19 protein-coding genes are annotated in these 22,042 nt (G+C 57.9%); 11 read left to right on the forward strand and 8 right to left on the reverse strand.

Annotated elements, in window-relative coordinates:
- The first annotated feature begins 13 nt into the window (after nucleotides 1-13).
- Complete coding sequence (locus tag Q0816_RS02760; protein ID WP_298847490.1) at nucleotides 14-3,028, forward strand: sarcosine oxidase subunit alpha family protein; 3,015 nt, start codon at nucleotides 14-16, stop codon at nucleotides 3,026-3,028.
- A complete protein-coding gene (locus Q0816_RS02765) occupies nucleotides 3,021-3,587 on the forward strand; it encodes a sarcosine oxidase subunit gamma (protein WP_298847493.1) in 567 nt (188 codons plus the stop codon). Before Q0816_RS02760 ends, Q0816_RS02765 begins: the two co-directional genes overlap by 8 nt.
- Nucleotides 3,588-3,624: 37 nt before the next feature.
- Here the strand turns inward: Q0816_RS02765 and Q0816_RS02770 are convergent, their stop codons facing one another.
- Together Q0816_RS02770 and Q0816_RS02775 are read right to left on the reverse strand one after the other, a co-directional pair.
- The gene (locus tag Q0816_RS02770; RefSeq protein ID WP_298847496.1) at nucleotides 3,625-3,936 is read right to left on the reverse strand and encodes a hypothetical protein; all 312 of its coding nucleotides are present in this window, start codon (nucleotides 3,934-3,936) and stop codon (nucleotides 3,625-3,627) included.
- A gap of 183 nt (nucleotides 3,937-4,119) precedes the next feature.
- Nucleotides 4,120-4,881 (reverse strand): FkbM family methyltransferase, encoded by a 762-nt coding sequence (locus tag Q0816_RS02775; protein ID WP_298847499.1) that lies wholly within the window; start codon nucleotides 4,879-4,881, stop codon nucleotides 4,120-4,122.
- 100 nt (nucleotides 4,882-4,981) lie between these two features.
- On the opposite strand from Q0816_RS02775, the gene Q0816_RS02780 reads away from it, so the two are divergent.
- From Q0816_RS02780 to Q0816_RS02790, 3 genes are all read left to right on the forward strand, one after another.
- Nucleotides 4,982-5,581, forward strand: a complete 600-nt coding sequence (locus tag Q0816_RS02780) for a superoxide dismutase (protein ID WP_298847501.1) — start codon at nucleotides 4,982-4,984, stop codon at nucleotides 5,579-5,581.
- Nucleotides 5,582-5,585: 4 nt separating this feature from the next.
- Nucleotides 5,586-6,464, forward strand: a complete 879-nt coding sequence (locus tag Q0816_RS02785) for a metallophosphoesterase (protein WP_298847502.1) — start codon at nucleotides 5,586-5,588, stop codon at nucleotides 6,462-6,464.
- 219 nt (nucleotides 6,465-6,683) lie between these two features.
- Nucleotides 6,684-7,145 carry a host attachment family protein gene (locus Q0816_RS02790; protein WP_298847505.1) on the forward strand — a complete coding sequence of 154 codons (462 nt, stop codon included), beginning with the start codon at nucleotides 6,684-6,686 and terminating at the stop codon, nucleotides 7,143-7,145.
- Nucleotides 7,146-7,188: 43 nt separating this feature from the next.
- On the opposite strand, the gene Q0816_RS02795 is transcribed toward Q0816_RS02790, so the two are convergent.
- Nucleotides 7,189-7,740: a TIGR00730 family Rossman fold protein gene (locus Q0816_RS02795; RefSeq protein ID WP_298847506.1), complete on the reverse strand. Its 552-nt coding sequence runs from the start codon at nucleotides 7,738-7,740 to the stop codon at nucleotides 7,189-7,191.
- Between the two features lie 127 nt (nucleotides 7,741-7,867).
- Between Q0816_RS02795 and Q0816_RS02800 the strand changes: the two genes are divergently transcribed.
- The 3 genes from Q0816_RS02800 to Q0816_RS02810 are packed head-to-tail and all read left to right on the forward strand — an operon-like array spanning nucleotide 7,868 to nucleotide 11,601.
- Nucleotides 7,868-9,262 (forward strand): LysM peptidoglycan-binding domain-containing protein, encoded by a 1,395-nt coding sequence (locus Q0816_RS02800; RefSeq protein WP_298847507.1) that lies wholly within the window; start codon nucleotides 7,868-7,870, stop codon nucleotides 9,260-9,262.
- A 58-nt stretch (nucleotides 9,263-9,320) separates the two neighbouring features.
- Nucleotides 9,321-11,144 carry an ABC transporter ATP-binding protein/permease gene (locus Q0816_RS02805; RefSeq protein WP_298847510.1) on the forward strand — a complete coding sequence of 608 codons (1,824 nt, stop codon included), beginning with the start codon at nucleotides 9,321-9,323 and terminating at the stop codon, nucleotides 11,142-11,144.
- Between the two features lie 58 nt (nucleotides 11,145-11,202).
- Nucleotides 11,203-11,601, forward strand: coding sequence for a DUF2147 domain-containing protein (locus tag Q0816_RS02810; protein WP_298847512.1), 399 nt, complete (start codon nucleotides 11,203-11,205; stop codon nucleotides 11,599-11,601).
- A gap of 45 nt (nucleotides 11,602-11,646) precedes the next feature.
- Here Q0816_RS02810 and Q0816_RS02815 read toward each other — a convergent pair whose 3' ends face one another.
- Both Q0816_RS02815 and Q0816_RS02820 read right to left on the reverse strand, forming a co-directional pair.
- Nucleotides 11,647-15,435 carry an efflux RND transporter permease subunit gene (locus Q0816_RS02815; protein WP_298847514.1) on the reverse strand — a complete coding sequence of 1,263 codons (3,789 nt, stop codon included), beginning with the start codon at nucleotides 15,433-15,435 and terminating at the stop codon, nucleotides 11,647-11,649.
- A complete protein-coding gene (locus Q0816_RS02820; RefSeq protein ID WP_298847516.1) occupies nucleotides 15,432-16,658 on the reverse strand; it encodes an efflux RND transporter periplasmic adaptor subunit in 1,227 nt (408 codons plus the stop codon). The genes Q0816_RS02815 and Q0816_RS02820 overlap by 4 nt, the downstream gene beginning before the upstream one ends.
- Nucleotides 16,659-16,883: 225 nt before the next feature.
- Here Q0816_RS02820 and Q0816_RS02825 point away from each other — a divergent pair, with 225 nt between their 5' ends.
- The 3 genes from Q0816_RS02825 to der are packed head-to-tail and all read left to right on the forward strand — an operon-like array spanning nucleotide 16,884 to nucleotide 20,434.
- Nucleotides 16,884-17,555, forward strand: coding sequence for a hypothetical protein (locus Q0816_RS02825; RefSeq protein WP_298847517.1), 672 nt, complete (start codon nucleotides 16,884-16,886; stop codon nucleotides 17,553-17,555).
- Nucleotides 17,556-17,599: 44 nt separating this feature from the next.
- Nucleotides 17,600-18,922, forward strand: coding sequence for a PQQ-like beta-propeller repeat protein (locus Q0816_RS02830; RefSeq protein WP_298847519.1), 1,323 nt, complete (start codon nucleotides 17,600-17,602; stop codon nucleotides 18,920-18,922).
- A 48-nt stretch (nucleotides 18,923-18,970) separates the two neighbouring features.
- Nucleotides 18,971-20,434, forward strand: coding sequence for a ribosome biogenesis GTPase Der (gene der / locus Q0816_RS02835; RefSeq protein ID WP_298847520.1), 1,464 nt, complete (start codon nucleotides 18,971-18,973; stop codon nucleotides 20,432-20,434).
- Between the two features lie 27 nt (nucleotides 20,435-20,461).
- Here the strand turns inward: der and Q0816_RS02840 are convergent, their stop codons facing one another.
- Genes Q0816_RS02840 through Q0816_RS02850 form a run of 3 tightly spaced genes read right to left on the reverse strand, consistent with a single transcriptional unit; the run spans nucleotide 20,462 to nucleotide 21,676 of the window.
- Entirely contained in the window at nucleotides 20,462-20,914 is a 453-nt protein-coding gene (locus Q0816_RS02840) for a hypothetical protein (RefSeq protein ID WP_298847522.1), read from the reverse strand.
- Nucleotides 20,907-21,365, reverse strand: coding sequence for a hypothetical protein (locus Q0816_RS02845; protein WP_298847524.1), 459 nt, complete (start codon nucleotides 21,363-21,365; stop codon nucleotides 20,907-20,909). The genes Q0816_RS02840 and Q0816_RS02845 overlap by 8 nt, the downstream gene beginning before the upstream one ends.
- Nucleotides 21,341-21,676, reverse strand: a complete 336-nt coding sequence (locus Q0816_RS02850; protein WP_298847526.1) for a hypothetical protein — start codon at nucleotides 21,674-21,676, stop codon at nucleotides 21,341-21,343. Before Q0816_RS02850 ends, Q0816_RS02845 begins: the two co-directional genes overlap by 25 nt.
- Nucleotides 21,677-22,042: the final 366 nt, after the last annotated feature.

Below are 22,042 nucleotides of genomic sequence, written 5' to 3' on the forward strand. Positions count from 1 at the left end.
AAAGGTCCGCACCATGAGCACCCGTCTCGCAAAACAAGGCCGGCTGATTGACCGGTCGAAGAAGGTTACATTCACCTTTAACGGCACCTCGATGCAGGGCTACGAAGGCGACACGCTCGCCTCGGCCCTTTTGGCCAATGATCAGATGATGATGGGCCGGTCGTTCAAGTACCACCGCCCTCGCGGCGTTGTCGCCAGTGGCGCGGAAGAGCCGAACGCTCTGGTCGGTCTGGGGCAGGGCAACCGGTTCGAGCCGAACCAGCGCGCCACTACGACAGAGGTATTCAACGGCCTTACCGCGACCTCGCAAAACCACTGGCCGAATCTTGAGTTTGATATCGGAGCGGTGAACACGGCACTGGCACGGTTCCTGCCGGCTGGCTTCTATTACAAGACGTTCATCCATCCGAAACCGTTCTGGAAACACGTTTACGAGCCGATCATCCGTCGGTCTGCCGGTCTGGGCAAAGCCCCTGATAAAGACAACCGCGATGCGGATACTTATGAGCATTTCTATGCCTTCACCGACGTACTGGTGGTCGGCGGCGGTGTGGCGGGTCTGCAAGCAGCCAAGGCAGCAGCGCAATCGGGCGCCAAGGTTCTGCTGATCGAGCAGACGGCGCATTGGGGTGGTCGCGCTCCGGTTGATGGCGGCACCGTCAATGGCGAGCCTGTGGATAAGTTCGTGGAGCAATTGGTTTCCGAACTCGAAACAATGGGCAACGTTACCATGCGCTCACGCTGCATGGGCGCCGGCATCTACGACCACGGATATGTGCTGGGTTACGAACGTTTGAGCGACCACACGCCGGGCGTGCAAGGCCCACGCCACCGCTTGTGGCGTATTCGTGCCAAGCAAGTAGTAACCGCAACTGGCGCAATTGAAAGGTCTTTGTCCTTTGCTGGCAACGACGTACCAGGTGTGATGCTGGCTTCGGCCATGCGTGACTATGTCGTGAATTGGGGGGTGACTCCGGGGGATCGGGTCATCGTAGCTACCAACAATGATGACGCATACCGCACTGCGATTACACTGAAACAGGCGGGTGTGGATGTTTTGCGTATTGTTGACGCACGGGCAACGGCCGGGCCTTTGGCAGAAGAAGCGCGGCAATTGGGTATCCGCGTCGATCCGGGCAAAGCCATTGCCAAAGTCAAAGGCGGCAAGCGCGTCAAAAAAGTTGCCATCTGTAATCAAGAAGGTGTTGGCGGTGCGCGCGAAGAAGTCGAAGCCGATGCGGTCGCAATGTCGGGTGGCTGGTCTCCGGTTGTGCATTTGTGGTCGCACTGCGGCGGCAAACTGATCTGGGATGAGGCGCACGCGCATTTCCGCCCCGATCCCGATCGTCCACCGTTGGGTGCCGATGGTAAAGGCTTTGTTCTTGCCGCTGGCAGCTCGAATGGTCCGCTGGCTCTGGCGGATGTTCTGAAAGATGCAGACGCAGCAGGCAAAGCAGCGGGCAAAGCGGTTGGTCACACGCCCAAACGCACCAAAGCTCCGGTTGGTGAAACCACCGCCGAAGCGCCAATGGAAGCTGTTTGGCTCATGCCCGCCAATGCAGATATCCAACTGCGCATGAAATCGTGGCTGGACTTCCAGAACGACGTCAAAGTGTCCGACGTTCAGTTGGCAGCGCGTGAGGGATATGAAAGCGTTGAACACACCAAACGCTATACCACGCTAGGCATGGCGACGGATCAGGGTAAGTTAAGCAACATCAACGGCTTGGCGATCCTTGCTGATGCATTAGAATCTGAAATTCCGAAGGTCGGTACAACCACTTTCCGCCCGCCGTACACCCCTATCTCAATGGGTGCGATCGGTGGCGAAGCGCGCGGCGATGTATTCCAGCCGATCCGTCGGACGCCGATGCATAACTGGCACGACAAGAACGGCGCCGATTGGGAGCCGGTCGGCCACTGGCGCCGGACATATGCCTATGTCCGTCCCGGTGAATCCGTTCATGACGCGGTAAATCGTGAGGTAAAGAACACCCGCGAGAATCTGGGCCTGCTGGATGCCTCGACGCTGGGAAAACTGATCGTCAAAGGCCCGGATGCGGGCAAGTTCCTCGACATGATGTACACCAACATGATGTCTACGCTGAAGGTCGGCAAATGCCGCTATGGCCTGATGTGTTCCGAGAACGGCTTTCTGATCGACGACGGCGTTGTTGCCCGTATCGATGAGGACACGTGGCTGTGCCACACCACCACTGGCGGGGCCGAGCGTATCCACGGCCATATGGAAGAATGGCTGCAAACCGAATGGTGGGACTGGAAAGTCTACGTCGCCAACGTGACCGAGCAATATGCGCAAGTCGCTGTGGTCGGCCCCAACGCCCGCAAGGTGCTGGAGAAACTGGGCGGCATGGATGTCAGCAAAGAGGTGCTGCCCTTCATGGAATGGCGCGATGGCAAGATCGGCGCGTTCGATTGCCGTGCTTATCGCATCTCGTTCTCGGGCGAGTTGTCCTATGAGATCGCCGTCCCTGCGTCTCAGGGCCAGGCGTTCTGGGATGCTTTGATCGAGGCAGGCAAAGAGTTCGGCGTGATGCCCTATGGCACCGAATGTCTGCACATCCTGCGGGCCGAGAAGGGCTTTATCATGATCGGCGACGAGACCGACGGCACAGTGATCCCGCAGGATCTGGGGCTGCATTGGGCGTTGTCGAAAAAGAAAGACGACTACCTCGGTAAGCGGGCCCATTCGCGCAGCCATATGGCTGATCCTGAGCGCTGGAAACTGGTCGGTCTTGAGACTGTGGACGGATCGGTTCTGCCAGATGGTGCCTACGCGGTGGGCGAAGGGGTCAACGCCAACGGTCAGCGCAACATGATCGGGCGTGTGACCTCGACCTATTACTCGGCCAATCTGGGCAAGGGTATCGCGATGGGCCTGATCAAGCACGGTCCCGACCGCATGGGCGAGATCGTCGAGTTCCCGGGCACTGACGACAAGATTTACAAAGCCAAGATCGTGGACCCGATCTTCTTCGACAAGGACGGGGAGAAGCAGAATGTCTGAACCCATCAGCGCACTGAATCACGCAAGCTTCTCGGGCATCGCCATGGTCGAGGAATGCGGCCTGCAAGGTATGATCACCTTGCGAGGCGACTTATCCGACAAAGTGCTGGCTAAGGCGGTCAAGGACGCCACCGGCCAGAAAGTGCCCGCTCAGCGCGAAGTACTGGTCAAAGGCGACACCGGCGTGGCTTGGATGTCGACCGATGAGTTGCTGGTGCTGGTGCCCTATGCCGAGGTCGAGGCCAAACTTGCCGACATGGCCGGGGCACTAAGCGGAACGCACGCTTTGGCGGTCAATGTCTCGGACGCCCGTGCGGTGTTCAGCGTCTCTGGTCCCAGTGCGCGCGAAGTGCTGGGCAAAGTCGCTCCGGTTGAGTTGTCCGCAGAGGCATTCCAACCCGGTCAAATCCGCCGCTCGCGCCTGGCGCAGGTGGCAGGAGCCTTCTGGATGGACGATGCCGAGACCTTCCGCGTGGTCTGCTTCCGCTCGGCGGCGGACTACGTCTTTAATCTGCTGAAGGTTGCGGCGCAACCGGGCAGTGAGGTTGGCGTTTACTGAGGCGTATGAAAAGCCCCGGCCTTACTGGGGCTTTTACTTATTTTCCTACGGAACATGTTCCGGCCCCATAGGGCTTGTTCGCAAAATTGCCCTGCAAGAATGCCATGCGCACGGTGACGGTGTTATCCGACGTTTTGAGGTTTGCCTGGTATCGAACGCGAACATTGCCACCGGCGGCCATTTTTTGATCGAGGTTCCAGATTACACGATACCCCTTGGCACCGCGGTCTTTCAATTTTGCCTTGGCCCAATCTTGATGCGAGTTTGCCGCCATCGCCGAAGCCTTGGCGGGGTCTATCTGAAAGCCATACTCTGACGCAATCCAGCCATGGGCGTCTTGTTTTGTCATCTTGCAGTGTTAGGTAACTGTTTCTGCAGTAGCGGTTTGTGCAAATACTGTGGCGGCAATCGTCAGGAGAAGTCTTATCATTTTATCCAATTGGTCGTAGTTTCTGATGCCCGCAATCAAGTTGATACACCCAAATGATGCAAGCGGGATCTCGCGTGAACGAAGAAAAAACCTGCCGATGTTCTACCTTTGCAAGAGGATCGTGCGGAACTGTGACAGGCTGTCAGGCGTCAGCAGGTTCGATACCTTCAGTGGCCGCATTTTGTCATCCCTGAGGTCCGAATAAAAACTCAGCTTGTCCATCAGGGTGTCGATGGCGTCGCGTCGTGCATGGTCCGGCAGCAAAGGGGCGTGAAGCGACAAAAGCAGAGCTGGGCGATATTCCTTCAGCCAGTCGGACAGAGTGGGCAGAACCATGAACTCGGCCCCTTCGATATCCATCTTCACCAGTGAAACGCGGGACAGATCGTTGGCTGCTGCGAACTGATCCCAGGCAATCGTCAGGGCATCCGACCCGTGCGCGCCATCGTGCAGCAGGGAACTGGTGGAATCGCCGGGCTCACCCCGGACCGAGGCCATGCGGGCCACGCTAAACCTATCCGACAAAGCCACTCCAAAGGCCGAGACATTGCGGATGCCGTTCAGATCAAGGTTCCACGCCAAATGCAGGAACGCAGTCGGGTCGGGTTCGAAACACCAGACATGGCGAGCCTTGCGCGCGCCATACAAGACCGTAGGGCCAATCCACGCCCCAATGTCCAGATAGTCGCTGTCATCACTCAGGTGCTGGTCCAGCACCGCGAAAGTTTCCGGTTCCCACGCGCCTGCCGAAGCTTTGCGCCAGAATTTCGAATGGTAAGGATCCAGACGAAACGGCTCGCCGTTCAGGTTGCCCACATAATATCCGCGGGCGCGGTAGAACATCTTGCGGACCTGTGTCAGCATCGCCTGCCTCCGGGTTTTCTTGTCTCGCCCCTTGACCTGCGGGCGTGGTCAAAGCATTTAACCTTGGGAACCGCAACTTACATTCAAACAGGGGGCCGACATGGCTTTTGAACTTCCTGATCTTCCTTATGCACATGACGCGCTGGCAGCCAAGGGCATGTCCGCCGAAACACTGGAATATCACCACGACCTGCACCACAAGGCCTATGTCGACAACGGCAACAAGCTGATCGCCGGAACCGAGTGGGACGGCAAGTCGCTGGAAGAGATCATCACCGGCACCTACGACGCAAACGCCGTGGCGCAGAACGGTATCTTTAACAACATCAGCCAGCTATGGAACCACAACCAGTTCTGGGAGATGATGGGCCCCGACGGCAACGCCATGCCCGGTGATCTGGAAAAAGCGCTGACCGAAAGCTTTGGTTCGGTTGACGAATTCAAATCGCAGTTCAGTGCTGCTGGTGCCGGTCAGTTCGGCTCGGGCTGGGCATGGCTGGTCAAAAACGCAGACGGCTCGCTGGCTGTGACCAAGACCGAGAACGGAGTGAACCCGCTGTGCTTTGGGCAGACCGCGCTGCTGGGTTGTGATGTTTGGGAGCACAGCTATTACATCGATTTCCGCAACAAGCGCCCGGTTTACCTGTCGAACTTCCTCGACAATCTGGTGAACTGGGAAAACGTCGCATCGCGGATGTAATGCATTGAACCGACGCCGGTTCATAAAGGGCCTGCTGGCGGTAACGCTGGCAGGTCTTGTCACGTCAGCCTACGGGTTCTTCATTGAACCCGCAGTCCGGCTGCGCGTGCGAAAATGGCATATTCGTCGCGATGACTGGACAGCACCACCGCTCAGGATCGCGGTGCTGGCCGATTTGCATGTCGGTGAGCCTTATGTAGGGCTGGATCGCATCGAGCAGGTGGTGCGGCGCACAAACGCGCTGGCACCGGATTTGATTTTGTTGCTGGGTGATTTCTTTGCCAGCCACAAGGGCGTTTCGGGCGCGGTCGAAATGCAAGAGTTGGCCCCGGTTCTTGCTGGGCTAGAGGCAAAGAATGGTGTCTTTGCAGTGCTGGGCAATCACGATTGGTGGGATGACAGGCAAGCGCAGCGCCGGGGTTCAGGGCCCAACCGCTATGTTGGTATTCTGGAGCAGAATGGTATCTCTGTCCTGTCCAATACCGCCGTCAAGCTCGAGTCCGTGGGGATTTGGCTGGCAGGGCTTGAAGATCAGCTTGCGATCTGGCGCAAAGGGAAACCGCTGGGTCTGGACAATCTTCCAGAAACGCTGGCGCAGATCACAGATGATGCGCCGGTTGTGATGATGGCGCATGAACCGGACGTTTTTCCCAAAGTACCCAACCAGGTGGCCTTGACCCTGTCAGGGCATACGCACGGGGGTCAGGTGCGCCTTTTTGGCTGGTCGCCTATTGTGCCGTCGAAATTTGGCAACCGGTATGCCTATGGCCATGTGCGGGAAGGGCGGCGGGATCTGGTCGTTTCGGGCGGTATAGGATGTTCGATCCTGCCGGTTCGGCTAGGCGTTATACCTGAGATCACTGTCGTCGAGATGTCCGCCTAAAGGATTGATGATCCTGCGGTGAAAAACCGCTGATACGCGCCCTTTCTATTCGACCGCATCTTGTTTGCGTTTCTCCAATACACATCTCTTTGGAGCGTGAGGAGAGTACCACACACCAATTTAAACAATGACCGGGCTGCGCATCTCTAGTGCGTCAATCAATCCGTATGTCCGGCAGGTCGAGGGATACCCAGAGAACAACCTTAACAGGAGATCGCAATGGTCGAACTTACACAGGGAACTTGGGTCATAGTTGCAGATGGGGAAAAGGCTCTGGTGATGGAAAACATTACCGATGCAGATGATCCCAATCTTGTTGTCGTCGCAGTCGAGGAACAGGAAACCCCGGCCGAGAGACCTTCTGACCGCGCAGGTCGCCGCAATGACGGTGGACCAAAACAGAAATCCGCGGTCGAAGAACCCACTTGGAAAGCCCATGCAAAATCCCTGTTTGTGCAGGATCTGGCGAATCTGCTGAACCGCAAAGGTATGAACGGCGCGTTCAAACGGCTGGTTCTGGTGGCCAGCCCGCATGTTCTGGGTTTGCTGCGCCGCCGACTGCATAGTGAAGTGTTGGGGAAGGTCGTGGCCGAAGTGAACAAGACCTTGACCAACCATCCCCTGCACAAGGTCGAGCAAGTCCTGCAGAACAGATTGCGGCCCCGTGCCCGCCTGACCTGACTGATCTGACGGGCGGTTTAGCCGCCCGTCTCACCCAGCTGATTCAAATAAGTTTTTCACGCAAGATCGACATGGCTGTTTCGGCATCCTTGGCCCAGGTGATGAAATCAGCCAACGTTTCATCCGCGAAACCTTGCCCGATCACCTGATCCAGCAGTGAGTGCAACGCATCCCAGTAACCGTTCACATTGACCACGATGATGGGTTTGTCATGCAGGCCCAATTGCCGCCAGGTCAATGCCTCGAACAACTCGTCCAGTGATCCGGGACCACCGGGCAGAACCACCACCGCGTCGGCGTTCATTATCATGACCTTCTTACGCTCGTGCATAGTCTCGGTGATCACGAAATGGGTCAGGTCCGTTTTGCCGACTTCGCGCTGAACCAGATGCACGGGAATGACGCCGAAGGTCTCGCCACCAGCATTTTGCGCGGCACGTGCGACTTCCCCCATCAAACCAACATCTCCGGCCCCATAAACCAGCCGCCAGCCTTCCTGCGCCAGCAGGCTGCCAAACTGCCTTGCAGTTTCAGAATAGGACTTCTCGGCGCCATTGCGTGACCCGCAATACACACAGACGGATTTCTGAGACATCAAAGGGGGGCTCCGGGGTTGTGTCAGAGGTTTTGACCCGTGATAGCGGGATTGATAGGTTGGCTCAACCGTCCGCTGGAAAGCTTTTGAACGCAAAGCTTTTGCCCGGTGGAGTGAAAGGGAAATAATGGACGCCAAATCGGGAAGCGGAAGTTCGGGCAATTTCATCTGGGGGGTGATTGCAGGTCTTGTGGCGATTTTGGGTGCGGGTGGATTGTATTTGTCCGGCGCCTTCACCAAAGCGCCGGAGCCAAGCGCTCCGCAGGAAACCGCATCCGCCGAATCCCCGGACCCTGAAGTGCAGGCGGTGGAAGCGCCAGAGGCGCAGGTCGCGGAACCAGAACCGACTGAACCAGTGGCGCCTGCCGTTGAAGAACCCGCAGCCGAGCCCGCCGAGGACGCACCCGAAGTCGTTGAAGACGCCTCTGACACGAATTCTGCCGTTGTAACAGCGGAAGACGCTACGCCAACGGCCTCGGCCCCGCCAGTTCTGGATCAGATTTTTGTTGAAACCGACGGAACGGCGCTTTTGTCTGGCGACGCAGAGCCCGGTGGCCAGATCGATGTTCTGCTCAACGGAGAAGTCGTGCACACATTTACCGTGGACAGCAGCGGTAAGTTTGCCGAGTTCGTTACGATCCCTTTCAGCGATACGGCTCAGGGGCTTGTTCTGCAAAGCTCGGATGGGGCACAGACTACGCAGTCTGACGACTATCTGATTGCCGCTTTGCCCAAGCCTGTCGAACAGGCGCCCGTCGTCGAAGAAGGCCCCGCAGTAGATCAGGACACGACCGCGGATGCGGAAGACCAGATCGCCAGCGCGACTGTGGACGCAGAAGCTGAGCCCGACACCGGAGCAGAGGTTCAGACGGCAGAACCTGATGTGGTTGAACCCGAAACCAGGGAACCTGAAACCGAGGAACCTCAAACAGCTGACGTGACGACAGAGACACCTGAACCGGATCAGCAGATTGCAGTGTTGCGGTCAGGCGAAGAGGGTGTTGAACTGGTGCAGCCCCCGGTGGTCCAGGATACTCCCCCTGAACAGATCGCACTGGACACGATCGGATACTCGGATACCGGCGATGTCCAGTTGACCGGGCGCGTTCAAGATGGGGCTGCCGTTCGTCTGTATCTGAACAATCGCCTGGTCGCCGATCTCGCTCCGCAACAGGATGGATCGTGGCGCAGTGATCTGGAAGGGATCGATCCCGGTATTTACACCCTGCGCGTGGATGCAGTGAACACGGACGGGACGGTTCTTAGCCGGGTCGAAACTCCATTCAAGCGTGAACCGGTCGAAGTTTTGGAAGCAGCTGTCGCAGCCGAACAGACTGATGCACAGGTGGATGCACAAGCAATCCGTTCTGTAACAGTTCAACAGGGCGATACCCTGTGGGCCATTTCGCGCGACCGGTTTGGCGACGGTGTCCTGTATGTGCGATTGTTCGAGGCCAATCGCGACTTGATCCGCGATCCGGATCTGATTTATCCGGGGCAGATATTTACAATACCGGAATAATCAGCACCTCTGGCCCATACGGGTCAGAGTCTATCTCTGACCGCAGACAGGGTACCGGATGAGACGAACACTTCCTTTGACTTCGGACGATACGGCTCAGAGTGACGAACGAAGCTCGGGCTTGCGGACGATCCGCAATGTGGCTCCTTATCTTTGGCCGCAGGATGAGCCATGGGTAAAGCGCCGCGTGATTATCGCCATGGGCATGCTGGTTCTGGCCAAGCTGATCGCAGTTTATACACCGATCCTGTACAAAGGTGCGGTTGACGCGCTGGCGGGTGAGGGCGTGCCACCGGTAGCGCTGGGCGCCGTTGGGCTGACTGTTGCCTATGGCGTGGCGCGGTTGATGACCGTGGGCTTTCAACAGTTGCGCGACGCGGCCTTTGCCCCCGTCGGTCAACGGGCTTTGCGGGCACTGGCGCTTGAGACCTTTCAACACATCCATCAGCTATCGATGCGCTACCACGTGTCGCGCCGCACCGGTGGGCTGAGTCGTATCATCGAGCGCGGGGTCAAAGGCGTCGAGTTCCTGCTGCGGTTTCTGCTGTTCTCTATCGGGCCGCTGATCCTGGAACTGTTGCTGGTGGCGATCATTCTGATGTGGCTGTTCGACGTCTGGTATCTGGTCGTGGTGGCGGTCACCATCGCGCTTTATATCTGGTTTACATTCGCAGTGACCGAATGGCGGGTAAAGCTGCGTCGTGAGATGAATGATCAGGACACCGAAGCCAATCAGCGCGCCATCGACAGCTTGTTGAATTTCGAAACCGTCAAGTATTTCAACGCCGAAGCACGCGAAGCTGAACGGTATGATGTGTCGATGAAAGCCTATGCCGGGGCAGCTCTGAAAACCGCTTATTCCCTGGCGTTTTTGAATTTCGGTCAATCTTTTCTGATCACGTGCGGTCTGATCGGAGTGATGGTTCTGGCCGCTATCGGGGTTCAGAACGGCACGCTGACGGTGGGCGATTTTGTTATGGTCAATGCCTACATGATCCAGATCACCGTTCCGCTGAACTTTCTGGGTACGGTTTACCGGGAAATCCGGCAATCGCTGGTCGATATGGGGCAGATGTTTGATTTGCTCGAACAGCCCGCGGAAGTCACCGACAAGCCCTGTGCCCCTAACCTGAAGGTGAATGGTGGCGAACTCACGCTGGATAATGTGCATTTCGGTTACGACCCGGAGCGCGAAATCCTCAAGGGTGTGTCGTTGACCGTCCCGGCAGGGCAAACTGTGGCTATCGTGGGGGCGACGGGCTCCGGCAAATCCACCATCGGGCGTCTCTTGTTTCGCTTTTACGATGTGACCAAAGGGGCACTGAAGATCGACGGACAAGATGTGCGGGATGTGACGCAGGCCAGCCTGCATGCGGCTATCGGTGTCGTGCCGCAGGACACAGTGCTGTTCAACGATAGCATCCGGTACAACATTGCTTATGGCCGCGACGATGCCACCCCGGAGGAGGTTGAGAACGCAGCCAGAGCAGCGCAGATCCACGATTTCATCACCTCGCTACCAGACGGGTATGAGACCACGGTAGGTGAACGAGGGCTGAAATTGTCCGGGGGTGAAAAACAACGGGTTGGCATTGCGCGGACCTTGCTGAAGAACCCGCCGATCCTGTTACTGGACGAGGCAACCTCGGCCCTGGACACTGATACCGAACAGGACATCAAGGATGCGCTGGCGCGCGCAGGTGAAGGGCGGACAGTGATCACCATCGCCCACCGCCTCAGCACGATCGCCGAGGCCAACCGGATCGTGGTACTGGAAGCCGGTGAGATCATCGAACAGGGTACGCATGACGAGCTGTTGGCGCGATCCGGGCGGTATGCACAATTATGGAACCGTCAGCAATCGGACGGTGAAGCTGCCTAAGCCTCCATTTCGTCAGCGAACCGTGATAGGGTGCCACGGTACAAAAAGGTAGACTGCCGTGATTGATAGATTGAAAAAACGAATGCTGCCTGTCGCCATTGCGTTGCTACTTCCGGCGGCAGTGGTTGCAGACCCCATTGTGGGGGTGTGGAAAACTGAACCTGACCGCAAAAATCTGATCTCGCACATCAAAATCTCGGCCTGTGCGGATAAGTTCTGTGGCCAGATTCTTTCAGCCTATGACGCGTCAGGCAAGGAAGTCCAAACGCCGAATATCGGCAAAAAGCTGTTTTGGGATGTGTCTGGTGAAGGCGGCGGAAAATACGGCGGAGGCGAGTTCTGGGTGCCTTTGATCAACGTGGATGCTGTGCCGCAGATGACTTTGCAGGGCGACAAGCTGTTGGTCAAAGGCTGCGAGCACGAGATATGCGCGCATCAGACATGGTCCCGACTTTAATAACAGCCAAGTGAAAAAGGACCGGCAACACCGGTCCTTTTCATGTTATTCAGCTGCTTTCAATGGCGGGCCAGCAGGGTGATCGGGTTGGTCCGATCTGTCGTCCTGCATCGACCATCCTGATTGCGGCTCATCATCCCAGACAATCTCGGTGGCTTGTATCTGACGGGCAGAACGTCCGATCGCCATGTCCTGCGCGACCTGGCTGGAGCGGCCTGCTGTCACACGGGCCAGAACACGACTGAGCCAAATTGCATAGGTCGTCACCCAGACACGCAGTGCCAGAAGCGAAGGGGTCACGATCAGGGTCAGCACAGTCGCAATGCCCAGACCAAACACCACAGCGGTGGCCAGCTGTTTCCACCACAGGGCGGTGGGGCTGTCGATGGAATAGCCGCCATAGATGAAATCCAGCGAAAGGCCGAACATCATTGGCGTCAGGCCCGCCATCGTCGTCAGAGTCGTCAGCAAAACCGGACGGATACGCGATTCCGCCGTGCGGATGATCGCCTCGATCCGGGGCATATAGGCGCTGTATTCCTGGTAGGTGTCGATCAGAACGATGTTGTTGTTCACCACGATCCCCGCAAGCGCCACGATGCCGGTCCCGGTCATGATGATCGAGAAGGGTTGTTCCATCACGATCATGCCGATCAGAACCCCGGTGGTCGACAGAATGACTGCCAGCAGTACCAGAACCGAGTTGTAGAACGAGTTGAACTGCGCCAGCAGGATCACGAACATCAGCCCCAAAGCACCCATGAACGCGTTCACGAGGAAGGCACCGGACTCCTCTTGCTCTTCCTGATCACCAGTCCATTCCCAGCTGATCGAATTGGCGAACGGGCCGGTGTCCAGCCATTCAGTCAGTATCGCGATACGTTCGTTCGGGTTGATCAGCGCAAACTGAGCATCCCCGTCGTCAATCGCGCTGCGCAGCTGATCGACACTTTCTGCACCAGTCAGTTGAATCAGTTCGTATGACTTTCCTCCCGCTCCGTTCAGCACCGTGCCAGTCGGGGTATAGGGATCTGCCACTTCGCGCATGATGGCCAGCCGAATGGGCTGCCCATCGGGACCCTCGGTCACAACCTTGCTCAGCCCTGGTTCGACATCCGCCTTCACGTCATAATACCGCTGTTGATCGACCCGGTTGATCTCAGCCAGTTTGGCCACGGGTTTGCGTGTCACGAAATTCGACAGGGGAATCAGGCCGTCCGGGGTGCGGACCTTGAGTGTGTCCAGCGTCGACAGAACGCGATCCTCTTCAGGCAGGCGGACGCGGATCTCGATCTCTTCGTCATTGCTGTCCGGGCGCATTTCGCCCAGCAGGATGCCGCGTGTCACCAACTGGACCATGGCACCGACGGTCGCCACGTCCGCGCCGAACCGACCGGCCTTGGCAACGTCCACGTCGATCTGCCAGTCGATGCCGGGTAGGGGCAGGGTGTCTTCGGTCTTGATCAGGCCCGGCGTGGAATCAAATATCTCGCGCGCCGCGACCGCTGCCGAGGTCAGCTCTTCCCAGCCGTCACCCTTGATGCGCAGATGCACCGGTTTGGCCGAGGCAGGACCTTGCTCCAACGGCAGGATCTCGACAACGATGCCCGGGATTGTCGCCAGTTGGGCGTTCAATTCATCAATAACGAAGTCGCCATCATATTCGGGCGCAACGAAATGGCGTTCGAACAACCCCCACAGCGCAGATTCCGAGATGTTGGGGCGATCCTCCCAAGGGATGATTTCGAACTGAACCTGGCCCACTGTATCTGCCGGGGCCTGCGCGCCGCCGTTATTCTGATTCAGACCGCCTTCGCCTGCGAAGGCAAAAACATTGATGACGGCGGGATGAGAGCCGATGATCTGTTCGGCTTCAAGAACCATGGCGTCTTTTTCTGCCAAGGACAGGTTTCCACGGGCGCGGACGTAAGCCGTTGCCTGTTCAGGTTCGCTTTCCACGAAGAATTCAACGCCTCGGGACTCCTGAGGGAACCAGACGAAGGCCACGAAAAACACCGCAGAGAAAACTGCTGCCAGCGATACAATCGGCATGATCGGATTGCCGACTAGGAACCGCACTACATGGCCGAACGGCGTGTGTTCGTCTGCGGTATGAACACGGGTTTCCTCGGCGCGTTCGATCTTGGCCGCGCTCAGGGTCACGGACCCGGCGAAAGCCCCGAACAGGAACAACAGGGCCCCTGCAACAGAACCACCCGGCAGCAGGTAGGTGGGGTTCAGGGTCTGCATTGCGCCCAGAAAGATCATGTACAGCGACGGCGGCACCATCAGCACCCGCACCCACCATGGGGTGCGCGCGCGCAGCCAGACCGAAGACCGATCAAAAACACGGCTGAGCCGCCCGGAGACACCACCCATGACCGGTAGGTAGATCAGCGCCACGATCAGAGAGGCCGACAGAACAAAGATCAGCGTGATGGGCAGCATCTTCATGAATTCGCCGGGGATACCCGGCCAGAACAGCATCGGCAGGAATGCGCAGAGCGTCGTCGCGGTCGAGGAAACGATGGGCCAGAACATACGCTGCGCTGCCTCGACATAGGCGTGCATCGGACCGACGCCTTCTTTTATGCGCTTGTCGGCATATTCTACCACAACGATGGCACCGTCGACCAGCATCCCCACGGCAAGGATCAGGCCGAACATCACCATGTTCGAGATCGTGACCCCGATCATCGCCAGGAAGGCAAAACACAGCAGGAACGATGTCGGTATCGCGAAACCCACCAGCAGCGCGGCTCGTGTCCCCAGAGAGGCCAGAACAACGATCATCACCAGTGCGACGGCGGTCAGAACCGAGCCTTCAAGCTGGCTGACCATCGAGCCGACGATACGGCTCTGGTCGTTTGAAGTGCCTACATCAACCGCAGCCCGCAGCTCGGTCGGCCATTTGGTCTGAGCCTCGGCGACGGTGGCTTTGATCAACGCGACCGTGTCGATCAGATTGTAGCCCTTGCGCTTGACCACCTGCAGCGCAACGGTGGATTCACCGTTGAACCGGGCTGTGCCTTCACGGTCCTCAAAAGTATAGTTGATCTGGGCCAACTCACCCAGAGTAACCACGCGGTCGCCATTTACTTTGACCGGCAGGCCGTAGACGTCCTGCGCGGTCTTGAAGGACGAGGGGATCTTGACCGAGAACGTCCCCTGCGCAGTCTCGACTTCACCGGCGGCAATCAACTGGTTGTTGTTCCGCACAACATTGATCAGCTCGGCAGCGGTGACGTTGTAAGCCTCAAGCCGGAGCGGATCGATGACGACTTCAAGCATCTCGTCGCGGTTGCCGGCGATACCGGCCTCAAGCACGGCATCCAGCGCCTCAAGCTCGTCCTGAAGGTCTTTTGCCACGCGCGCCATGGTGCGCTCGGGCACCGGGCCGGTCAGGTTGACGATGACAATGGGGAATTCCGAGAAATTGACCTCGGCAATCGTGTATTGCTCGGCCCCGTCGGGAAATTCGGCCTGTGCACTGTTCATAGCATCGCGCACATCTGCAATGGTGGCGGATTTGTCCCAACCGAACTCAAACTCCAGCAGAAGGCCCGCGTAGCTCTCGGCGGCAGTAGCGGTCATCGTGTCCAGCCCGTCGAGATCGGCCATCTCGGTTTCCATCGGCTTGATCAGCAGGCTTTCGCTGTCTTCGGCTGAAATGCCCGGAAACTGAACCGAGACGAACAGCATCGGGATATCGATATCCGGCTCGCCTTCTTTTGGCAGCGAAACATAGGCAAACCCGCCGACAACCAGTGAGATAGCGATAAACGCCAGCACCATTCGGGCCCGTTCAGCGGCCCAGGCAACGACGCCGGTCATTGTGAAGCTTCCCGGTAAGTTGGTGCAACGGTCACGCCGCGTGTCACGAACTCCTGACCTACAACAATAACGTCTGTGGTTTCTGGCAGGCCATCGATCCAGACGCCTTCCGCGGTGTCACGCAGAATGCGAACCGGCTGGAAATCGACCACATTGCTAGTGCCGACCGTGCGTACACCCAATTGACCTTCGTTGCTTAAAGTCAGCGCAGATTGCGGCAGCAGGTGCGCTTTGGCCCCTTCTGCTGCGATACGGATAGTGGCGGTCTGACCGTCGCGAATGGTCAGATCAGGGTTTGGCACCGTGATTTCCACCTCGAACGTGCGCGTTGTTTCATCCGCTGACCGGCTGAGGAATGTAACCCGCCCGCCAAGCTGCCTACCGGTAACCAATGTTGCTGACGCCTCTGATCCCACCTGAACGCGATTGACTTCGGTTTCCGGTACGAACCCGACCAGTTTGATCGGGTCGAGCTGGATGACAGTCGCGCACAGTGATCCGGGCTGCATAAGACTGCCCAGTTCAGCGGTATCGCTTTCCAGCAGGCCCTTGAAGGGGGCCGTGATTGTCAGGCGACCAACCTCTCTTTGCGCGGCTTCGACAGCGGCGGCGGCGGCTTCGATCCCGGCCCGGGTGGCTTCCAGCCCGGCTTCGGCAGATTTCACGCCCGCTTTGGCAGTGCTCATCGACGCTTCGCTGGAAATCCGGCGGGTTTCGGATGCAAAGCCGGTTTCAGCCAGTTTGCGTGAAGCGGTCAGGTTGATTTCGGCCTCAGCCACCAGTGCATGAGCCTCTTGCAGACGGGCTTCGGCTTCGGGGATGCGGCTTTCTGCCTCCAGCTTGCCAGCCAGGGCTTCGGCCAGTTGGGCAGGGCGCGTACCGGGGTCGAGTTCGCACAGTATGTCCCCGGCGTCGACAAACGCACCCTTGCGCTTGGGCTCAGAGATGACAGTCGTGGTGGTTTCCGACAGCACTTCCACCTGCCGGTTTGCTTTGGTCTGGCCGCGCAACAGGACCGCGCTGTCGATTTCGCGCGCTTGTGAGCGCAGCGCGACGACGCCCACGGCCGCGATATCGGCATTGTCAGTTTCGGTGGCCTCGTTTTGCGTCGCTTCTTCCGAGTCTCCACGCCCTGCAAAGGCAAACAAACTGTCGCGCTCAAAAACAAGAAAATACAGCGCAACAATCACCAGAATGGCGTTGATGAATGAAATCAAGCGCATACAGTATTTCTCCCAGAATTCTGTGCCAACAAAAGCGGTGCGGTCTCGCTATGAAATGGGGCGTCGGCTATGTAATTTCCACACTGAACTGAATAGTTCGGTTTAGTTTTTTTCGCAAGAGTGAAGCCGTGCGGTGAAAATGTGCAAAATCGGACCCTTGGCTTGGCGTTGGCGCCGGGGTATGACATGGCGCACCATACAAGACACACAGCCCAGGGGGCAGGAATGAGCGATACCGACAGTTTCATTGATGAGGTCACGGAAGAAGTACGCCGTGACCGGGTGTATCTGCTGTTGCGACGCTGGGGCTGGGTCGGTGTCGTCGCCGTCGTGCTGATTGTGGGCGGAGCGGCGTTCAATGAATACCGCAAGTCGCGCGATACGGCGCAGGCGCAGGATCTGGGTGACTCGATTCTGGCGGCCCTGTCGGAAAACGATTCTGATGCGCGTGCCTCCGGGTTGCGAAATATTGAACCGACGTCCCCGGGTGGGGATGCTGTTCTGAACATGCTGTTGTCTGCGTCGCAGGTTGAGGCCGGATCGCGAGAAGATGCGGTCAACAGCCTGAAAGCAACTGCCGTTCAGGGCGACCTGCCGGAAATTTATCGCGCTATTGCAAGCTTCAGGGCGCTGCTGTTGCAAAGCGACACTTTGTCCGGTGCAGATCGTCGACAACAGTTCGAGGCACTGGCAGCGCCGGGCGCACCTTTGCGTCTGTTGGCTGAAGAACAACTGGCGCTGATTGACGTGTCCGAAGGTAACGTTGATACGGCGCTGAATCGTTTGCAGGCTCTGCGTCAGGATGCCGAGGTAAGCATTGATCTGCAGCAGCGTGCGGCCCAGCTGATTGTTGCTTTGGGTGGTGAACCGGAGCCATTGGTGGCGCAGCAGGGCTGATCAGGCAGAACAAGAGACTAAATGACAGGCGAGTTCGGAATACCATGGTAACAAGACTATTTTCCCGCGCGGGATTGCCGGTTGCGGCGCTGGCTTTGACCGCATTGGCCGCCTGTGAACAACCCGAAGCCATTTTGCCTGGCGAGCGCGAAGACATTCGCCCGGCATCTGATCTGGAAACAGTTGAAAAAAGCGGTTCGCAGCCTATCAACTTGCCAGGCCAGCAAGCAAATGCCAGCTGGACGCAAAGCCCGGGAACGGCTGCGTACCGAACCACAAACGCTGCGCTGCGGGCGACGCCACAGCGAATCTGGTCTGCCTCAATTGGTCAGGGTGACTCGCGCAAGCAACGCATCACAGCCGAGCCGGTGGTCGCGGGTGGTTTGATTTACACGCTGGACGCTAGGGCGACCGTATCGGCGGTCACTCCGCAGGGGCAGTTGGCCTGGGATACTGATCTGATCCCCCCGAGCGACGGAGACGGAGATGCCACGGGTGGGGGCATGGCCTATTCAAACGGCGTTCTTTATGTGTCGTCCGGGTTTGGGCGGTTGACTGCGCTGGATGCAAAGACCGGTGCCATACGCTGGCAAAAGCGGCTGGACGCAACCGGCAGTGGCGCACCGCTGGTTAATGACGGCCTGCTGTATCTTGTGGCCGGAGACGAAACCGGTTGGACCATAAACACCAACGATGGGCGAATCGCCTGGCAAATCGAAGGCACTCCTAGTGTCGGTAATGTTCTTGGCGCGCCAGCGCCTGTGATCGCTTCCGACTTGGCGGTGTTTGCATTTGGTTCGGGTGACGTGGCCGCCACCTTCCGCCGCGGCGGCATCCGCCGTTGGAATGCGTCGGTCGCGGGCGGCCGCCGGGGACGGGCTGCCGCGCAAATCGTCGACGTGACCGGCAGTCCTATGGTTGTCGGAAGCAGCATCTATATCGGCAACCACTCTGGCCGGACCGTGGCCTTCGACGTTGCTACGGGCGAGCGTCGCTGGACTGCTGATGAAGGCGCAATCGATACTGTCTGGCCAGCAGGCAACAGCATTTTCCTGATCAGTGACCGCAGCCAGCTGGTACGCCTGAACGCATCTGACGGCTCGGTCATCTGGGCGCAGGACTTGCCGAGCTTTGTCAAAGACAAGCGGGGCCGTCGCGGACCCATCTTTGCGCATTACGGTCCGATCCTCGCAGGTGGTCGCATTGTGATTGCATCCAATGATGGATATCTGCGGTTCTTCAATCCGGTCAACGGAGCCCTGGTTCATCAGGTCGAAGTCCCCGGAGGCGCGACCACGGCACCGGTTGTAGCCGGGCAAACGCTGTATGTCGTTTCCTCCAAGGGTGATCTACACGCTTTCCGTTGACGGCAAGATGCGCTAAAGGGCGCTTCTTGAGTCTTGAAAGTTGAAATCATGTCGCTGACCCTCGCCATCGTGGGGCGCCCGAATGTGGGCAAATCCACCCTGTTCAATCGCCTTGTGGGCAAACGTCTGGCCTTGGTCGACGACCAGCCCGGCGTGACGCGTGACCTGCGCGAAGGCGAAGCGCGGCTGGGCGATCTTCGCTTTACCGTGATCGATACGGCAGGACTTGAAGATGCGACAGATGACAGCCTTCAGGGCCGGATGCGCCGTCTGACCGAACGCGCAGTGGACATGGCCGATGTCTGCCTGTTCATGATCGACGCGCGCGTGGGGCTGACCCCCACAGATGAGATGTTCGCGGAAATCCTGCGTAAACGCTCCAAGCATGTGATCCTTGCGGCCAACAAGGCCGAAGGCATTGCTGCGGATGCGGGTGTTCTGGAGGCATACAATCTGGGTCTGGGTGAACCGGTCCGCCTGTCAGGCGAGCATGGTGAAGGGATGACTGACCTTTATGCGCAGCTGATGCCTCTGGCCGATGCAGCAGAGGAAAAACAGGTCGAGGAGGCCCCTGAAACGAATATCGAGCTGGATGAGGATGGCGAGGGCGAGATGCCCCTGATCACCTCTGCCAAGCCGTTGCAGGTGGCCGTGGTGGGCCGTCCGAATGCGGGCAAGTCCACGCTGATCAACCAGATCGTCGGCGAAGACCGTTTGCTGACCGGGCCAGAGGCCGGAATTACCCGAGATGCCATCAGTCTGCGGATCGACTGGGCCGACCCGGATGGCGAAAGCACTCCGATGCGGATCTTTGACACGGCAGGGATGCGCAAGAAGGCAAAAGTACAGGAAAAACTGGAGAAGCTTTCGGTCTCGGACGGTTTGCGCGCCGTGAAATTTGCCGAAGTCGTCGTTGTGTTGCTGGACGCCGCCATCCCGTTTGAACAGCAAGACCTGCGTATCGCAGATCTGGCCGAACGTGAAGGCCGGGCCGTTGTGGTTGCCGTGAACAAATGGGATATTGAAGACGACAAACAGGAAAAGCTGCGCGATCTGAAAGAGTCCTTCGAGCGTTTGCTGCCGCAATTGCGCGGCGCACCGCTGATCACTGTTTCGGCAAAGACAGGCCGGGGGTTGGAACGTCTGCGCGCTGCTATACTGCGCGCCCATGACATCTGGAATCGCCGGGTGCCGACTGCTGCGCTGAACCGCTGGCTGACCGCCATGTTGGAGCAACACCCACCGCCAGCCCCGCAGGGCCGCCGGATCAAGCTGCGTTATATGACTCAGGCCAAGACCCGCCCACCGGGGTTTGTGGTGATGTGCTCGCATCCCGACAAGATGCCTGAAAGCTATACCCGCTATCTGGTCAATGGTCTGCGCCAGGATTTCGACATGCCGGGCACACCGATCCGCCTGACCCTGCGCGGGCAGGGCGACAAGAACCCCTATAAAGGGCGGCGCAAGAAAAATGCCGGTGCTTTGGCTAAACATCTCAAAGGGCGCGGGTAAGCTGCGCCACCAGTGCCCGCCCGCTGTCTAGTTCTTATTGACAAACAGCCGGTTTGCCTCGATCGCGTCTGCTAAACCTTCGGGCGTGCCGCCTTCATCAATCGTGGTGGCCAGCGCGTCCGCCGCGGCTCCGGTGGTGAAGATCGATGCAATCGCCGTTGTGCCCGCAAAAAGACCCTCGCTTCCGCCTGCGTTGTCGTACTTCAGGTCAAAACTTGAAATCATGTTGACTGCCTCGTCAATTGGCCTGCCAGCGTCGTTCCGTTTCTGAGGGGGGACCAAGGTTGTAACCCGGCGCTGTACGCCTGCGTTTACCTCGACAGGAAGTGCTTTGGCCGGATCCGAGCGCAACGCGATGTTCACCCCGCTGCGTTCGCCGTAAACCAGCGCGCGATCCTGAACTTCGGTGCAGCCGGCAAGGCCGGAGCCACAGATCGCAATAGCGGCAAGAATGGATGGCACTTTGGGGAATTTATCCATTGTCATCTCCTTCGCCGGGGGGATTTTCATTTCCGTTCTTTTTGTCGTCGGCACAGGCGAGCAGTTTCTCAGCGCCTTCTTTTTTTCCTTTGGTTCCAAGCGCCTTAGCCAGTTTCTCAGCGGCCTGGCCAGTCGAAATGACGTCAGAATAGCCAGTCAGAAAGATGCTGCTGGTTGTCATGCTGGTGCAGCCGAAGACCGCCATGGCTTCGCGTTTTGTTCGCAAGTTGCCTTCAGAGTCTGTCCCGCCGGGTTCCATCACTGGTACAAGCGCTGCGAAATCGCGGTCGAAGCCGATGACAACCTGACCTTGTTGGCGATTAGCGCTTACCGCGGCATTGACTCCGACGACTGTGTCGTGTGCGACGTAAAGCTGGTCGCCGCAGCCACATAGGCCGCATAATCCTAATAACGGTAAGAGTCCTTTCACGTTCGCGTCTCCTTCTTGCATGAGGTTTCATCAAGTTGATCAACTCTGGTCGAGGACAGGTCATCGAGATCCATGTACAGGCTGCGTGCGATCTCGGCGTTTTTCGGGATATCCACCAAAACAGTGGCTTGATGGCGACCAATGGTCAGACCGCTCCACCTGCGACCAAAGGCAATCTCCAGCCCTGTGGTGTCAGTTACCGATGCTGCCAGGGGTTGGTCGTTGACCAGCGCCTGTCGGTCTGTCCGCCCTGTCTGATCATCTCTGCAATTCCCGGTGAACACGAGAATTTCGTGATAAGCGCCAAAACTGAAGATTGCAGTGCCTTGCAATGTAGCGACATGCAGCCCGCGACCTTGTAGCTCGTGTACAACTGTATTTCCGTTTAAGAAGACAGCCGAAGTTGAGGTGCCAAAACCGTTAAACGAACACCCCGCTAGCCAGACGCAAATCAATGGCGAAAATCGCAATGTACTTCTCGAAAAAGTCAATCAATGAGCCTTAAAAACTGCCTCACATTCTGATCAGAAGTTTCCCTTGCGTCAACTCTTAGGGTTATGTGAACGACGTGAAAACGCTCCGAAACACTGTAAGGCTTGTTTCACGGACGCGTCCTTCCCAAGAGTGGGGCGTCGTTTCCTGTGTCGGTGTTTAACTCGCAAGTGCGTAACTGCGCCAATTTTCAGCGTTTTCACTCT

Source organism: uncultured Ruegeria sp. (genome assembly GCF_947497005.1).
GTDB lineage: Bacteria > Pseudomonadota > Alphaproteobacteria > Rhodobacterales > Rhodobacteraceae > Ruegeria.

What these genes read in the sequence shown, in the direction of transcription:
- Q0816_RS02820 (WP_298847516.1), bottom strand. Translation starts at nt 16,658, where the DNA reads ATGCGCTTGATTTCATTCATCAACGCCATTCTGGTGATTGTTGCGCTG.
- Q0816_RS02815 (WP_298847514.1), bottom strand. Translation starts at nt 15,435, where the DNA reads ATGACCGGCGTCGTTGCCTGGGCCGCTGAACGGGCCCGAATGGTGCTG.
- Q0816_RS02770 (WP_298847496.1), bottom strand. Translation starts at nt 3,936, where the DNA reads ATGACAAAACAAGACGCCCATGGCTGGATTGCGTCAGAGTATGGCTTT.
- Q0816_RS02825 (WP_298847517.1), top strand. Translation starts at nt 16,884, where the DNA reads ATGAGCGATACCGACAGTTTCATTGATGAGGTCACGGAAGAAGTACGC.
- Q0816_RS02780 (WP_298847501.1), top strand. Translation starts at nt 4,982, where the DNA reads ATGGCTTTTGAACTTCCTGATCTTCCTTATGCACATGACGCGCTGGCA.
- Q0816_RS02840 (WP_298847522.1), bottom strand. Translation starts at nt 20,914, where the DNA reads ATGGATAAATTCCCCAAAGTGCCATCCATTCTTGCCGCTATTGCGATC.
- der (WP_298847520.1), top strand. Translation starts at nt 18,971, where the DNA reads ATGTCGCTGACCCTCGCCATCGTGGGGCGCCCGAATGTGGGCAAATCC.
- Q0816_RS02805 (WP_298847510.1), top strand. Translation starts at nt 9,321, where the DNA reads ATGAGACGAACACTTCCTTTGACTTCGGACGATACGGCTCAGAGTGAC.
- Q0816_RS02800 (WP_298847507.1), top strand. Translation starts at nt 7,868, where the DNA reads ATGGACGCCAAATCGGGAAGCGGAAGTTCGGGCAATTTCATCTGGGGG.
- Q0816_RS02795 (WP_298847506.1), bottom strand. Translation starts at nt 7,740, where the DNA reads ATGTCTCAGAAATCCGTCTGTGTGTATTGCGGGTCACGCAATGGCGCC.
- Q0816_RS02760 (WP_298847490.1), top strand. Translation starts at nt 14, where the DNA reads ATGAGCACCCGTCTCGCAAAACAAGGCCGGCTGATTGACCGGTCGAAG.
- Q0816_RS02775 (WP_298847499.1), bottom strand. Translation starts at nt 4,881, where the DNA reads ATGCTGACACAGGTCCGCAAGATGTTCTACCGCGCCCGCGGATATTAT.
- Q0816_RS02830 (WP_298847519.1), top strand. Translation starts at nt 17,600, where the DNA reads ATGGTAACAAGACTATTTTCCCGCGCGGGATTGCCGGTTGCGGCGCTG.
- Q0816_RS02790 (WP_298847505.1), top strand. Translation starts at nt 6,684, where the DNA reads ATGGTCGAACTTACACAGGGAACTTGGGTCATAGTTGCAGATGGGGAA.
- Q0816_RS02765 (WP_298847493.1), top strand. Translation starts at nt 3,021, where the DNA reads ATGTCTGAACCCATCAGCGCACTGAATCACGCAAGCTTCTCGGGCATC.
- Q0816_RS02845 (WP_298847524.1), bottom strand. Translation starts at nt 21,365, where the DNA reads ATGCAAGAAGGAGACGCGAACGTGAAAGGACTCTTACCGTTATTAGGA.